Source organism: Lysinibacillus sp. FSL W8-0992 (assembly GCF_038008685.1).
GTDB lineage: Bacteria > Bacillota > Bacilli > Bacillales_A > Planococcaceae > Lysinibacillus.
Map to the genome: position 1 here is coordinate 1,013,390 of NZ_JBBOZQ010000001.1, position 15,302 is coordinate 1,028,691.

Genomic DNA, 15,302 nt, shown 5'->3' on the forward strand with positions numbered 1-15,302 from the left:
GAGGGACTTCTATGTTAAATATACAAAATAATAAATTTCTAACGCCTTCAGAGGTTGCTATTTTGACGGAGAACTATCGTTTTACCGAGACAAGATTGCCAGCTTCACCTTATTCAATCGAATCTAAAGCTTTGCTTTGTGGTGAGCAATGCCGTCAATACCTTCATACTATTTCGCCTATTTTTAACTCTACATCTCTAATGGTTACTGCTTCTTTATTTGGGAAGCGTTATAGTGTTTTAACTATGGGTGCGGCTCTATATGCGATGTCCAGGTTACAGAAGGGGTTGAATGCTTCAATTGACAATGTAACTGTGGAGTCGAGTTATCAGGAAGATTTGTGGCTACCACGAATAGGGCTAGTAGATGCACAAGTTTCTGTGCCGATAAGTGACAGAGAAAAATGGCGAGATCAAATTCTTCAATCAATTTTTGCTGATAATATCGCTAAAGTATGGGCGGTGTTGTCAACGAATGCTAAAGTTTCAAATGCTGTATTATGGGAACACGCAGCTATGTATGTACATTGGTTTTATGAAACACAATTTCGACAAGGCGCAAGTGAATTTGATATAGCGTACTTGGAAGAAGATTATCAGTACATTATGTTGGAAGCCCCAGGCAACATTTTTGGCGAGCGAAGAAATCCATTTACTCGATACAATACACCAAAGGTAATGGCAAGAGGTGTCGATAAGCCAATTAGAATACGTAAAACTTGCTGTTTTTATTATTTAACCTCTGAAGAAGAACATGATTATTGTATATCATGCCCCAAAATGACAACGTAAAAATAGGTTATTTATGCCGCTGGTTCTGTCAAAAATAAGTTTAAATCAGAAAAATTGAACTAAAATTAAATTCTACAATTGATGTGATGGCGCAAGATAAGATACACCTTGTACCACGTATTAATTGTAGTAAATAACAACATTCATTTTCGAAAAAGTTTTTTCTAATAGAATTACTAAAGTATTTTTTATTTGCTCAAATAACGATTAGCATTATTAAGGTTAACTTGAAAAATGAAAAGCATATTGCTATTATATAATTGATAATGATAATCATTATCAATCAATTAGTGGTGGGAGGAGTAGATGTGGCACAACAGCAAATAAGCAATTTACAAAATCAAATTATTATACAAAAGGCCAAAGAAATGGGCATAAAGTGTACACCTTTGCTTGCGGATTGCGAGGACTTTTTAGAGCTGTCTTATAAAGACAAAACGATTATTATCAATAAAACAAGATCACATCAGTTATTATTGATAAGTGGTTTGTTAGCTCAAAATAAAGAAGCGACAAATAAGTTATTGGTTAGGAATCAGCTACCTATTTCCGATTCTATTATTGTAGAGGAGATTGGAGAACAGGGTATTCAATTTTTATCAAGCCATGAAACGGTTGTTGTAAAACCTATTAATGCTAAATGTAGTTTAGGTGTAACAATTGGTATTAAGACAGTGGAGGAATTAGAGCAAGCTGCTATAGTTGCTAAAGAATATAGTCAAAAGATTTTAATTCAAAAATATGTACCTGGTCATGATTATCGGGTGTTAGTAATAGATGGGGAGTTTATTGGTGTTTTAGAATACCGATCAGCTTTTATAGAAGGAGATGGTTTTTCCACTATTCGTCAATTGATTGGGCACTTAAATGACAAGCAATTGAAAAAGAACACACTTGAAGGATCTCAAGCGTATCAAGCAATTGAACCAGACAACGTGGGCTTGAAAAGTATTTTACAAAGGAATGGGCTTACACTTGAAGATGTATTAGTAAATGGGCAACAACTAGATTTGTTTTCGGATGACAATATGTTGGTGACAGATTTTTATGATGTTATTACAGATCGCACAGCAGATATATGTCCTGAAAATATTGAAATGGCAATTCGTGCGGCAAAAGCGTTACAAATTGACGTTGCAGGCATTGACATTCGTTGCTTACATATTGATAAACCATTGAATCAAACTAATGGTGTCATATTAGAAGTAAATGCCTTGCCAGATTTGGTGGACCCCTCGATTTATTTTAAAAAGAGTACTAAAAATGCAGCTGAATCATATTTAGCCTATCTATTAGATATAGAAAAGGAGTAATGATAACATGGCAGCAAATAAGATTCAAGAGGAGTATTTAATGTTTCAAAGTGAACGTGAATCAAATGCGCGAGCGTATTCACGGCACTTCCCATTTATTCTACAAAAAGCTCAAGGTGTAATAGTGACAGATGTAGAAGGCAAAAATTATTACGATTGTTTGGCAGGAGCGGGAACATTGGCTTTAGGTCATAATCATGAAGTTATCATAACAGCTATCAGAGAAGTCTTGGATCAACAAATACCACTTCATACGCTCGATTTGGCTACACCTTTAAAAATAGAATTTATGAAGGAAATCATATCTTCTTTGCCAGAGGACTTTAAAAGTGTCGCAAAAATTCAATTTTGTGGTCCTACTGGAGCAGATGCTGTAGAGGCCGCTATTAAATTAGTGAAACAATCTACCAAAGGTAAATCAATTCTAGCATTTCAAGGCTGCTATCATGGCTCTACACAAGCAACGATGTCCATGAGTGGCAATATATCTAAAAAACAACATTTGCAAAGCCTACTACCAGACGTACATTTCTTACCATTTCCAAATGAATTTAGGTGTCCATTCGGTATTGGAAATGGTATGACTGCTTCCATCAGTGCACAATATATCGAAAATTTATTGGATGATGATGAAAGTGGGATTGCCAATCCATGCTGTGTAATTGTAGAAACGATACAAGGTGAGGGAGGCGTAATTCCAGCAGATCTAAAATGGTTAAACCAACTACGAAGAATGACTGCTGAACGAAATATTCCCTTAATTATTGATGAAGTACAGACTGGAATTGGAAGAACAGGTAAGATGTTTTCCTTTGAACATGCAGGTATTATCCCAGATGTTATCATATGTTCAAAAGCGATAGGTGGTAGTTTGCCAATGTCGGTAGTTATTTATCATAAGGCATTGGATCAATGGCAAGCAGGTGCGCACACTGGAACTTTTCGAGGTAATCAATTAGGAATGGCTACTGGGTTAGCCACATTAAAATATTTACGTGAACATCGTGTGTTAGAAAAGGTAGAGGAAAGGAGTGTACAATTTTTTAAAAGGTTATATCAATTGCAGCAAAAATATAGCGAGATTGGTGATGTTCGTGGAAGAGGATTAATGATAGGTGTAGAAATTGTTGATCCCAAAAAGCCAACTGATCTTCTAGGACACCATCCCCCAGATGGAGAGTTAGCCTCTTTAATTCAGAAAAAATGCTTTGAAAATGGATTGATTATTGAAGTAGGAGGGCGAAGGGGGGCAGTATTAAGATTTTTACCGCCTCTTATTATTAATAGAACTGAGACCGAAAAAGTATTAGATATTTTTGCTAATTCAGTGCAACAAGCGGTTGCTATGCATGCAATATGCTAACCATTGAAACAATCAAAAGGCATGCAGCATTGGTTGCAGTTTTTATAGCTGCTTTTTCACTAGTACTTATGAATAGTTCTATTAATATTTTATTACCAAGCTTTATGCAGTTGTATGGCATTAATGCTACTTCAGCAGGCTGGGTAATTTTATCATACCTTCTATCCATGACTGTAACGATGCCCCTTACACCATTAATCGTAGATCGCCTAGATAGAAAAAGAACTTATATAACAGGAGTTGCAATATATGGACTTTCTTCTATTATAGGTGGCTTATTCGATCAATACATTCAAGTAGTATTGATTGTTCGCTGTGTTCATGGCATCGCAGGGGGCATAATGATTCCACTTTCTCTCAGTCTATTATTTGATATATACAATCAAGAAGTGCATGGACGAGTGGCAGGTGTTTGGGGTATACAGCTGACAATTGCCTCTATTATAGGACCAACTGTTGGAGGGCTCGTTATCCAATTTGGTGAATTACAGTATCTTTTTTGGATGAATGTCCCTTTTGCTATAATATCACTGTTTCTTTGTGCAACCCAAATTGATTCATATAAAGCTATGAGAAAAAAGGAATTGGACGTGTTAGGTATCATTTATTTGGTACTAAGTATTTGTATGCTAAGTGTAAGCATACAGCTACTTCTTAAAGGGGTTTTCCCGATATGGGTATTGGTCATTATACTGATAGGTGGTTCTCTTTTGTTAATCCGTTTCATTCAATTGGAAAATAAAAAAGCCGAGCCATTATTAAATTATAAGCTTTTACGACGAAATAAAATCTTTGCTATCACGGTTTTGATTGCTGCAATACAGGATGTTGTAATGCTCGGTGTAATTTTTGTGTTGCCTCTTCTATTTCAGGAAGTATTCAATCTACCATCATCGTTAATAGGTGCCATGTTTATTCCTACTGCCATATTTACAAGTCTATTTATGTGGTTAGGTGGACTTTGGATGGATAGAGGGCAATCAAAGAATTTTATTGTAGTAGGTATTGTTATCGTAGCCTTATCTATTTTATCCTTCTCACTATTACCAAGCTCAGTTTCCCTAGTCGTATTAACTATTTTGATGATTGGAAGAGGGATTGGAGGAGGTCTTTCGAACATGACTGTTACAACAATCGGCCTTCATACACTTTCACAGGAGGAGTTGCATGAAGGTTCGGCTTTAGCTAGCACAATTGAACGTTTTTCATCTTCGTTTGCGGTCATGCTGTTAACAATTTATTATGAATTCAGATGGTATTCATTGGCTAATACAGGTGTTTCATTAGCAGATGCTAAATGGATAGCACTTAAAGAGGAGTGTATAATTTTAGGATGCATTATGTTAGCTACTGTACCTTTTGTATTATATATAACAAGAAAGAGAGTTGACATTGGTGGTCATTAAAGAAAGGGTTTTGCAAAGCCGTCATGAAAAACAAGCAGCTATCTATAGTTGTAAAGTGTTACTAAATTGTTATTTACGAGAATGCAGTAACGTTCAAAGACAGCATCTGAAAATTAATAAACAAAACCAGACATTTTCTCTACATTTTCAGGCAAGTCAGGAAACTATTATTGGGAAATTTGCTTTTTATTCAATCAATGGTGAGCATGAATATGCTTATTTTTCTCTACAAAATGGTCAAGCTTTAAGCTTTTCCTATCTTGCTTCTTTAATCGTTCAAGAATACACCGTACTGAATACAGCCATCACCCAAGACTATGTGCAAGATTTTATGAAAAGGGTGGAAAATAGCTATCGAAATATGGCCATATTTTTAGAACACTCTTCAGAAAAGCCTATAAAAGACTACCTCTCCTCTGAACAATCACTAATATATGGTCACCCATTCCATCCATATCCCAAAAATACTGTAGGATTTACATCTCAAGAAGTTGCAGCTTACTGTCCTGAATTGCGTACTTCATTTGCACTTTGCTATATTGCTGTGCGAAATGACGTATTTCAAGAAACATGGGTCACGGAGTCTGCGGCAAATGAATATTTAGAAAAGTTTGAATATGATGTTTGCAAGCAATTGAATTTAGAGGATGATAATTATCGTATATTGCCAATGCATCCTTGGCAATATGCTTATGTACAAACGCTGGAGGTAGTTAAAGAATATGAAAGACAGCAAAAAATACTCTTTTTAGGGAGAAGCGGTCCTGTATGCTATCCTACATCCTCTGTTAGAACAGTTTATATCCCACAATTAAAATGTAATTTGAAACTATCTCTTTCAATTCAAATAACGAATATGCTTAGAGTTAACAGTCAAGAGCAAATGAAAAGAACACTCGATGCTGCACATTACTTGTTAGATCAAGATTGTTTCATAGAGGAAGAATATACAAAGGTTCTTTATGAAACTGGTGTCTGTACGTGCTGTTTTAATGATAATCAAATAACAGCTCTATTTACTATTACTTATCGACCTATGGTATTGGACGAAGCATCGACTTATGTTGTTGCTAGCTTACTTGAAGCCCCAATCCAAGGAAAGCCATGTCGTCTTTTTGAATGGTTGAAAGAACAAAAAGTAGATAAATGGTTTCGACAATATTTAAATATCTCTTTATTGCCGATTGTTAGACTTGCTGAGAATAAGGGCATTCACTTCGAAGCGCATTTGCAAAATACACTTATTACTATTAGGGAAGGCAAGCCATATATCTTTTGGATTCGAGACTTAGAGGGTGTGAGTATTGAAAAGGAAAAAGTAGCTAAATATATACAGGCAAAAGGGCCTTTATTTTATGATAAAGAGCAGGCGTGGTCACGGACAGAGTATTATTTCATCGTGAATCACCTAGGGTCATTTATACATGCTCTTGCAAGAGATTTTCATTTGAATGAAGATTATTTTTGGCAAATTGTAAGAGAGGCTCTACTTGAAGAATGGGAACAAAATCGGAGTGAACTAATAGTTCATCTCTTAACTACCAATGTATTTTATGCGAAAAAAAATTTGTATAGTTGTTTAATCGGGAAGAGCGAAACACCAGAATATGTTGCAGTAAAAAATGCTATGTATAAGGGGAATGAGATAATATGGAACCGAAGATAGCTTTTATGCCAGCACATTGGGCATCCTGTGAGACAGTGTATGAACGATTGAAGTGTCAAACATTAGAGGCATTATTTTTTGAAGAAATTATTCCAGTAACGAAAAATGGGCAAGATTATAGCTTTAGGGGAAGAAATGCTAGAGGAGATACTATCTTTTATACATGTGAGGTAGTGCAGAAATGGTCATTTGGTCGAGTTAAAGTTAAGCCGTACTCCATTAAAAGAGAGGGTGACGCGAATGTAAGTATTTATACATTTTTAGAAGAAGTAGTTCAACTGACATTGGAAGGGCAATATACAGCTACATTTGTGCAGGAATTATTAGAGACCTTTATGAAAGATAGTCAGGCGAAGAGTATGCAGCCTACATCTATACCAAAAGAGGATCTTCACTATGATGCGCTGGAAAGTCACATGATTGATGGTCATCCATATCATCCAAGCTATAAATCACGTTTAGGTTTTACTTTGGAAGATAATTATTTATACGGCCCAGAATTTAATCGAAATATTGTGTTGTATTGGCTTGCTGTACATCGTAATTTAGTAGATATTGCAGTATCGGGTACAACAGCCTTCAATGAAATGTATCGGCATCATTTGCAACCAGAGGAGTTAGCAAAGTTCAAACAACAATTGCGAGAGCAAATAGAAGAAGATGAAGAAGCATATTTTTTTCTCCCAGTCCATCCTTGGCAATACGAGCATATCGTATCAACCATATTTTTTCCGCAGATTGCTGATAAAACTATCATTGTATTAGGAAAATCAGCTAGCCTATATCGAGCTCAGCAATCGATTCGGTCTTTGTCGAATCGTCATTGTACACAGGCGAGTTATTTAAAATTATCACTCAATATTACAAATACATCAACTAGTCGTATTTTAGCACATCATACGACACAGAATGCGCCTATTATTAGTGCATGGTTGGAAAAAATAATTAAAAATGATGAATACTTGAAAACTCTTAGATTTGAAATTTTAAAAGAAATAATAGGGGTATCTTTTCGTTATCACAAACTGTCCGCTATTCAATATACCGTGGCATATGGAACATTAGGCGTAATCCATCGGGAAAATATTGCTCAATATCTAGAAGAAGGTGAACAAGCTTGGCCCTTAAATGCATTGACGCATAAACAAAAAAATGGTGTGGCGTTTATACAGCAAGCCATCACTTTATACGGGGTAGAAAAATGGAGTAAAGCTTTAATACAAGTACTTGTCACACCAATTATTCATTTACTATATGTGCAAGGTATTGCATTGGAGTCTCATGCGCAAAATATTATTCTAGTATTAAAAAATAACTTTCCACACAGAATCATTGTGAAGGACTTACATGACGGCGTGAGATTTTGTTCTGAAGAACTTCTTCATCCAGAGTGGGAGCCACAGTTAAATCCGGAACCTGTTACACATCGTGAGTTTAACCGTTATTCGTTTTTAAAAGCATCCGAAGCTTCTGAAGTTAGGGACTATACGTTCGATGCTTTCTTTTTTATTTGTATGACAGAACTTTGTTTTACACTTGAGGAATTTGGATTAAGTGAAGAGGAGTTTTGGCGCACATGTGTTGAAGTTATTTTAACCTATCAACAACAGCATCCGCAGTATAAGGAACGATTCCAAACCTTTAATTTATTTGCAGAGGATGCTTTAATCGAAGAAATGACAAAGAGACGTATTTATGGTGACCAAACACTGTACTTTAGAAAGGCGCAAAACCCTTTATTGCTGGCAATGGAGTTAATAAAAAATGAAGAAAAATAAGCTGAAGGAAAAAATTGAACGTCAGCAAACGGTATTTGGGTTATTTGTCTCGATTCCTCATCCAAGTGTAATCGAATTAATTGGTCATGCGGAATTTGATTTTGTCATTATTGATTTAGAGCATACGACGATCAATTTAGAAATACTAGAAAATATGATCCGGGCGGCTGAGTTACTTGATATTACCCCACTTGTACGAATTGACGAGATTGAACGTACTACAATTTTAAAAGTACTTGATTGTGGAGCTCAGGGCATTGTGATTCCAAATGTAAGCTGTCGAGAGCAGGTTATACAGGTAATTGAATATAGTTATTATCATCCTATTGGTCACCGTAGTTTAAATAGTGGTCGCCCTGCTGCTTTTGCGAAAAACCCTTTAACAGAGTATATTGCAGCAGCAAATGAAGAAATCATGATTATTCCAATGATTGAAAATGTAGAAGGCGTTCACAATTGTAAAGCTATTTTATCACTGCCCCATATCAGTTTTGTGTTAGAGGGAGCGGCAGATCTATCACAATCGTTAGCTGTGCCTTGGCAAACTGGACATCCTAAGGTGCAAAATGCTCTTAACGAATTACATGAAATCGTAAAAATGTGCCACGTACCTTATGCTACTGTTTCAAGGGAGAAAGAACAACATAGAAGATGGGCTGACAAAGGCGTACGTATTTTTGTACTAGGAGATGACCGAAATACAGCATTTCGTGCATATAGACAAAAGAAAATTGACTATCAAAAAATAACGGGAGGCTAATATGAATGATTCGTTACTATCTGCGATTGAAACTTTAAATAATAAAAAAACCGCACCTTTTTGCGCTTATATTTATGATTTAGATGGTATACAGGCACATGTAAGACAAATGTGCCAAACTTTGCCTAAGCAAACTTATTTGTTTTATGCGATTAAAGCAAATCCAGATCAACGAATCATAAAGGCTCTTTTACCATTTATTCATGGCTTTGAAGTAGCCTCCATTGGCGAATTGTTAAGTGTCCGAGCGGTGTCCAAGCAGGTGCCAATTTTGTTTGGGGGACCTGGAAAAAAGGATGTTGAATTAGAGTTAGCGATACGCCAAAAGGTTTCATATATTCATGTGGAAAGTGTACTAGAATTACAACGTATTCAAATACTAGCTCAAAAGTTAAATGAAAAAGTTAATATTTTATTGCGGATTAATTTACGAACAAATGCACTACCTAAAACTAAAATTACAATGGGAGGCATCCCAAGTCCATTTGGTTTGGATGAGTCAGATATTCAACGGGCAATAGCTATTGTAAAAGAAGACCCACATCACCTCGTACAGATTAAAGGCTTTCATTTTCACTCGTTATCAAATAATGTACATGCGGCAATGCATGCTGAGATGGTGCAATTATATGTGCAGAAGGCACTTGAGTGGCAACGCTTATATAATTTAGATTTGCAGGTACTTAATGCTGGAGGTGGGTTTGGTGTCTCTTATAATAAGGCACCCTCTTTTGACTGGCAACAATTTACGTCCTTATTACAGGGAAGTAATATTTGGCAAGATATAAAGGGAATTCAGCTTTTTTTTGAGCCAGGAAGATATCTCGTTGCCGATTATGGATTTTATGCTACTGAAATTATTGATATTAAAAAGTCTCATCAGCAGCATTTTGCCATTGTGAGAGGTGGAACACATCATAATAGATTGCCATCTTCATGGGGACATAACCAACCATTTCAGCTTTATACCAGTGATACATGGCCGTATACTTTTCAGCGTCCTAACTTTCAAAATATTAAGGTCAACATCGTTGGAGAGTTATGCACGCCAAAAGATCGATTGCACACAGATGCTTATGTGTCTGCTATTTCTGTAGGTGATATTATCATCTTTGAAAAATCAGGTGCTTATTGTTGGACAATTTCACATCATGATTTTTTAGGCCATCCCCATCCAGCGTTTTATTATATCGAAGGAGGACAGGTTCGATGATTTTACAGCAAAGTGTGCCAGCAAGTGAAAGAGCCACACAAATAATTATGAAAGATTTAATGGATGCATTTTTAGCAGAACAATTCTTTGCAGTAGATATGTACTCAAAACAATCACTTCAATCTGTATCTAAAACAATAGCAGAGTTATTTTCCGACAGGCATTACAAGGAGTCAACTGTATATATAGGTGACTTTTGTTTTCTTGTAGAAAAAAGCATTAAGCAAGGCGAGCAATGGGTTGATAACTCACCTATTTACAGGCGTGTTGCTGGGCATTGGCATTTAATCGTTTCTATTGAAGAGCTAGCGTTAGCAGTTTTGCAGGTTGCCTCATCAGGGAAATCCTATGAACACGCTGCGGTGGCAGATTTATTAAAGGGACTTACATTAGCCGTTGAACAATTGACATTTAGTATAGAACAAATAGAGCATTATGAATCAACGCCTCCTACAACTCCATATGAATGGTTTGTAAAAGGAGAGATGATTGCCTCGTTTAGGGATCGCCCATTTCATCCGCTTGCAAAGGCGAAAATAGGATTTACAGAGCAAGACTATAAGTTGTATATGGCGGAATTTGGCCGATCGATATCACTTCGTTGGGTTGCGATTCGTCATGATGTTCTTGTAAATGGCAATGAACAAGAGCCAATTCAATGTCTAGATTTACTTGCTGAAAAGCAAAGAAATGACATTGAGCTAGAATTTAATCAACGAGGTTTACATTGGAGCGAATACACTGTTATGCCAGTGCATCCTTGGCAGTTACAGAACATTATTTTAAAGGATTTTCAGTCGGAAATCGCCAATCAAACGATTGTTGTTTTAACAACTAAAGTAGGCAATCTATTTGCAACTTCGTCCGTACGCTCTTTAGTTTTTAATCAACAATCTAACTTGATGTTAAAACTACCAGTAAGTGTACTCTCTTTGGGGGCATCTAGATATTTGCCTGTCGTAAAGTTACTAAATGGTCTTGCAGGAGAAAGGCTATTGCGACAAGCTCTTGACTGCGATCATATATTAATGGAAAAAGTATTTCTATGTGAAGAACAAAATTGGTGGGGATATATGCCTCAAACGATGGGCCTTTTTGATGATCATCCTCGCCATCTAGCTGCGCAAATTCGTATCTATCCAAAGCTACTATTAGATGAAGACTATAAAATCATTCCGATGTCTTCCCTTGCTGTTGATTTAAAGGGACATCATTACTTAGATGAACTGTTCGGTCATTCTTTAACAAAAGAGCAAGTAATTGATTTCTATATTGAAATGGTAGCAATGTTTTATGAAATAGCTATGAGACTATTTAAAGTAGGAATTCTGCCTGAAATACACGGTCAAAATTGCTGTCTTGTGTTAAAAAATAATAAAATTTATGGATTATTGTTAAGGGATCATGACTCTGTGCGTCTTCATATGCCCTATTTAGAACGTCATAACATTCAAAATCCACAATATTATATTCGCCCAGGTCATTCGAATAGTCTATATAATGAAAGTATTGAAAAGTTAATGTTTTATATACAAACATTAGGAACAAAAGTAAATTTAGCTTCTATTATAGAAGTTCTTGCAAGCTTATATGCTATTTCAGAACAAGAATTATGGCATATAACGAAGGAAAAACTAATGAAGGCGGTTAAAATAGTTGATATTCCACAATCCGATAAGAAGAGGTTATGGACAATTTTATTTGAGCAAAAGCATTGGCCAGTAAAACTAATCATTCGCCCGTTGTTAGAAGCAGATGGTGTTCCAGGAGCAATGCCTTCTGGTAAAGGAGAAGGCTACAATCCATTTTGGAACATTTAGCTCAAATTAGTTCACTCTAATGGCTTATAGTTTCACTCATTTCCTACAATGGGGGACATTTCAACAAAAAGTAGCATAGGATAATTTTATAATCTGTGAGAGGATTGAGAAAATGTACTATGTTCCTTATTATGTAAATCTACCAATGTATAGCTATGGTAATCAGCCTATTCACTGGCCTGTTCCTCAAGAGGTAGTACTTGCAAATCGAGCTGGCTACGGTAATCACAATCAAATGACAACCGATTTTGGACAAAAACCCTTTGTTGTTAATATGGAGGAGGCAACTAAGCTCAATAATACGTACCGTACTGCTATATGGACAGGAGAGCATTTGCAAATTACATTAATGACTGTAAATGTTGGTGACGATATAGGTTTAGAGGTGCATCCGCATGTCGATCAGTTTTTATATATTGAACAAGGGCAGGGGGTTGCTCAAATGGGCGCTAGTAAAGATCATTTAAGCTTTACTAGAAATGTCTATGATGATTATGCCATCGTGGTACCTGCTGGAACATGGCACAATGTAACCAATACAGGGAATGGGCCATTAAAGCTGTTTTCAATCTATGCGCCTCCTAACCACCCATTCGGAACTGTTCATGCTACGAAAGCAGATGCAGTGGCAGCAGAAGAGGGTTATGGTCATTAGCAAATAATAAATTTTGAATGATAGGCAGAGTTGTTGAGATATTGCAACTTTGCTTTTTTCATGCCAAGAAAAACAATTGTTAGCAGGGCGATTGACGAATTAAAAAATAACGTGTTATAATTATCTCGAATTCAAGATAAATTAATTCGAGATAATAACAAACGTCTATAAATTGTTCTTTGTTCTTTGTTAGAAGTTTGAAGTAGCACATAGTTAGAAACTATAAACAAGAATAAGCAATAAATTATTTGTGAAGGAGAATCGTCATTATGAGCAAACATACAGAAGGTATACACCATATCACAGCAATTGTTGGGCATCCACAGGAGAATGTTGATTTTTATGCTGGAATTTTAGGTTTACGCTTAGTAAAAAAAACGGTCAATTTTGACGACCCAGGAACATATCATCTTTATTTTGGCAACAATGCTGGGAAACCAGGTACCATTATTACATTTTTCCCGTGGGCAAACGCTTATAAAGGACGCATCGGTGATGGGCAAGTAGGCGTTACAACATATGTTGTACCAGAGGGGGCATTACCTTTTTGGATTAATCGTCTTGCAAAATTTTCTATTCCATTCAAAAAAGCCGAACGCTTTGGAGAGCAAGTCGTTCAATTAGATGATCCACATGGACTTCATATTGAATTAGTAGCACGTGCAGAAGGCGATTTAAATAATTGGGCATTTGGCGAGGTTACACCAGAGGTTGCAATCAAAGGCTTTGGTGGCGCAACACTTTATTCAAGTCGTCCACAAGAAACCGAGAAGGTATTAACAGATGTAATGGGGCTTGAAAAAATAGCAACAGAAGGCGAATATGTACGCTTTCAATCAAGTGCCGATATCGGAAATATTATTGACTTAAAAACTGTACCGGGCATACGTGGTCAAATGGGTGTCGGAACAGTCCATCATATTGCTTGGCGAGCAAAGGACAATGCAGATCACATAGAGTGGCAAGAGTATGTAATGAATCGTGGGCAACATGTAACGGAAGTAAAGGACCGTAATTATTTTAACGCTATTTATTTCCGTGAAGCAGGTGAAATTTTATTTGAAATTGCGACAGATCCACCAGGATTCGCACATGATGAAACATTTGAAACAATGGGTAGTCAATTAATGTTACCATTGCAGTATGAGCAACATCGTGAACAACTAGAAAGAACATTAATACCAATTAAAGTTCGTTCGGTTGATTGATAAAAAGGGGGACGAAACTTTTGATTTCGATTGATCCTAAGAAAAATACAGAACGTGAAAACTATAAATTATTAACTGGTAGTATTATTCCGAGACCTATTGCTTTTGTGACGACAAAGTCAGAGCAAGGTGTTATGAATGGCGCACCGTTTAGTTATTTCAATATCGTATCAGCAAACCCGCCGATGATTTCGTTAGCAATTCAAAGATCGAAAGGGTACTTAAAAGATACTGCTCGTCATATTCAGTATCAAGGGCAATTTGTTGTGCATATTGTAGATGAAGATAATGTTAGCCAGGTTAATGAAACAGCGGCTACGTTGCCTGTAACTGAAAGTGAGATTGAAAAAGCCAACTTTACAGTGGTAGACAGTCATTGTATTAACGTTCCTGGTGTTAAAGAGGCGAAAGTTCGGATGGAGTGTCGCTTAGTACAGACAATCCCCTTGCTAAATGGGGATGAGCAGACAGGTGAATTATTTATCGGTGAGGTCGTACAATTTCATTTAGATGATGCCATTTATTGTGAAGGAAAGATAGATCCAAGAGCACTAAAGGCAGTTAGTAGGCTTGCGGGATCGAGTTATGCAAAAATAGGAGATCTTTTTGAAATAGAACGTCCTATATAGTCAGGCCGAAAATTTAATAAAAGAAGATATGCTTGTGAATGGAGCGTACGAGAAATCAACGGACCTCCATTCATGAGCATTATCCTTCTTGAATACTTACCTCTATTATTTCATTTCCTGACATGCCCAAGCATCAATCTCTACCTTGAATGCTGGCGCAGCAAGTGCTACTACATACAACATCGTCATACATGGGACGTGATCGCCAAAAAAGTCATTCATCACTTTTTTTCTTTCTGTTGAGTCAAAATCCCCGACTAAGTAAAAAACCACTTTTGTTAAATCATCAACAGTCATGCTAGCACTTTCAAGATTTTTTTTAATATTGTTAAGTGCTAATTTTAATTGAGCTATTGGATTTTCAGGCACAGTGCCGTCTACCGCCATCCCTATTTGTCCAGATAATGTTAGCCATTTAGTTGGACCCGTTATTTCAATCTGGTGAACGTAAGGAGCAACAGGTGGATGAATTTCCTTGGGATTTCTTGATATTTTCATATAATCAATCCTTATCTAGACGAATTTAGTGAAACTTCTAAAATATCGTACGAAAATTAACATAAAAACGTTATTTAGATGCTGTTTACCAAATAAGTTGCTTTTGATATCGCAGTTTATAGGGTTATAATAGAATTAATAAAATTCAGGCTTTAACGCTGGTATAGCTTTCAATACACTATGATTAATAGTATTGTGTCTT

General features: G+C 36.3%; 13 protein-coding genes. 12 read left to right on the top strand and 1 reads right to left on the bottom strand.

What is annotated here, in order from left to right:
* Nucleotides 1–11: 11 nt before the first annotated feature.
* The 12 genes from NSQ74_RS04865 (at nt 12) to NSQ74_RS04920 (ending at nt 14,602) form a co-directional block, all read left to right on the top strand.
* A complete protein-coding gene (locus NSQ74_RS04865) occupies nt 12–791 on the top strand; it encodes an IucA/IucC family C-terminal-domain containing protein (protein ID WP_340821828.1) in 780 nt (259 codons plus the stop codon).
* A 308-nt stretch (nt 792–1,099) separates the two neighbouring features.
* A complete protein-coding gene (locus NSQ74_RS04870; RefSeq protein WP_340821829.1) occupies nt 1,100–2,104 on the top strand; it encodes a hypothetical protein in 1,005 nt (334 codons plus the stop codon).
* 7 nt (nt 2,105–2,111) lie between these two features.
* Nucleotides 2,112–3,467, top strand: coding sequence for a diaminobutyrate--2-oxoglutarate transaminase (locus NSQ74_RS04875; protein ID WP_340821831.1), 1,356 nt, complete (start codon nt 2,112–2,114; stop codon nt 3,465–3,467).
* 29 nt (nt 3,468–3,496) lie between these two features.
* Entirely contained in the window at nt 3,497–4,873 is a 1,377-nt protein-coding gene (locus tag NSQ74_RS04880; RefSeq protein WP_340821833.1) for an MFS transporter, read from the top strand.
* A complete protein-coding gene (locus NSQ74_RS04885) occupies nt 4,863–6,539 on the top strand; it encodes an IucA/IucC family protein (RefSeq protein ID WP_340826398.1) in 1,677 nt (558 codons plus the stop codon). Before NSQ74_RS04880 ends, NSQ74_RS04885 begins: the two co-directional genes overlap by 11 nt.
* On the top strand, nt 6,524–8,317 hold the full coding sequence (locus NSQ74_RS04890; protein ID WP_340821834.1) for an IucA/IucC family protein: 1,794 nt from the start codon (nt 6,524–6,526) through the stop codon (nt 8,315–8,317). Before NSQ74_RS04885 ends, NSQ74_RS04890 begins: the two co-directional genes overlap by 16 nt.
* The gene (locus tag NSQ74_RS04895) at nt 8,304–9,077 is read left to right on the top strand and encodes an HpcH/HpaI aldolase family protein (protein ID WP_340821835.1); all 774 of its coding nucleotides are present in this window, start codon (nt 8,304–8,306) and stop codon (nt 9,075–9,077) included. The genes NSQ74_RS04890 and NSQ74_RS04895 overlap by 14 nt, the downstream gene beginning before the upstream one ends.
* A 1-nt stretch (nt 9,078) precedes the next feature.
* Nucleotides 9,079–10,290: a type III PLP-dependent enzyme gene (locus NSQ74_RS04900; protein WP_340821836.1), complete on the top strand. Its 1,212-nt coding sequence runs from the start codon at nt 9,079–9,081 to the stop codon at nt 10,288–10,290.
* Complete coding sequence (locus NSQ74_RS04905) at nt 10,287–12,110, top strand: IucA/IucC family protein (protein WP_340821837.1); 1,824 nt, start codon at nt 10,287–10,289, stop codon at nt 12,108–12,110. Before NSQ74_RS04900 ends, NSQ74_RS04905 begins: the two co-directional genes overlap by 4 nt.
* A gap of 112 nt (nt 12,111–12,222) precedes the next feature.
* Nucleotides 12,223–12,765 (top strand): cupin domain-containing protein, encoded by a 543-nt coding sequence (locus NSQ74_RS04910; protein WP_340821838.1) that lies wholly within the window; start codon nt 12,223–12,225, stop codon nt 12,763–12,765.
* Between the two features lie 269 nt (nt 12,766–13,034).
* The gene (locus NSQ74_RS04915) at nt 13,035–13,973 is read left to right on the top strand and encodes a ring-cleaving dioxygenase (RefSeq protein ID WP_340821839.1); all 939 of its coding nucleotides are present in this window, start codon (nt 13,035–13,037) and stop codon (nt 13,971–13,973) included.
* 20 nt (nt 13,974–13,993) lie between these two features.
* Entirely contained in the window at nt 13,994–14,602 is a 609-nt protein-coding gene (locus NSQ74_RS04920) for a flavin reductase family protein (protein ID WP_340821840.1), read from the top strand.
* Nucleotides 14,603–14,707: 105 nt separating this feature from the next.
* Here the strand turns inward: NSQ74_RS04920 and NSQ74_RS04925 are convergent, their stop codons facing one another.
* Nucleotides 14,708–15,100 carry a RidA family protein gene (locus NSQ74_RS04925; RefSeq protein ID WP_340821841.1) on the bottom strand — a complete coding sequence of 131 codons (393 nt, stop codon included), beginning with the start codon at nt 15,098–15,100 and terminating at the stop codon, nt 14,708–14,710.
* Nucleotides 15,101–15,302 lie beyond the last annotated feature (202 nt).

Excerpts from the sequence above, each read along its gene's own strand:
- NSQ74_RS04875 (WP_340821831.1), top strand. The coding sequence starts at position 2,112 with ATGGCAGCAAATAAGATTCAAGAGGAGTATTTAATGTTTCAAAGTGAA.
- NSQ74_RS04900 (WP_340821836.1), top strand. The coding sequence starts at position 9,079 with ATGAATGATTCGTTACTATCTGCGATTGAAACTTTAAATAATAAAAAA.
- NSQ74_RS04905 (WP_340821837.1), top strand. The coding sequence starts at position 10,287 with ATGATTTTACAGCAAAGTGTGCCAGCAAGTGAAAGAGCCACACAAATA.
- NSQ74_RS04865 (WP_340821828.1), top strand. The coding sequence starts at position 12 with ATGTTAAATATACAAAATAATAAATTTCTAACGCCTTCAGAGGTTGCT.
- NSQ74_RS04910 (WP_340821838.1), top strand. The coding sequence starts at position 12,223 with ATGTACTATGTTCCTTATTATGTAAATCTACCAATGTATAGCTATGGT.
- NSQ74_RS04895 (WP_340821835.1), top strand. The coding sequence starts at position 8,304 with ATGAAGAAAAATAAGCTGAAGGAAAAAATTGAACGTCAGCAAACGGTA.
- NSQ74_RS04890 (WP_340821834.1), top strand. The coding sequence starts at position 6,524 with ATGGAACCGAAGATAGCTTTTATGCCAGCACATTGGGCATCCTGTGAG.
- NSQ74_RS04925 (WP_340821841.1), bottom strand. The coding sequence starts at position 15,100 with ATGAAAATATCAAGAAATCCCAAGGAAATTCATCCACCTGTTGCTCCT.
- NSQ74_RS04915 (WP_340821839.1), top strand. The coding sequence starts at position 13,035 with ATGAGCAAACATACAGAAGGTATACACCATATCACAGCAATTGTTGGG.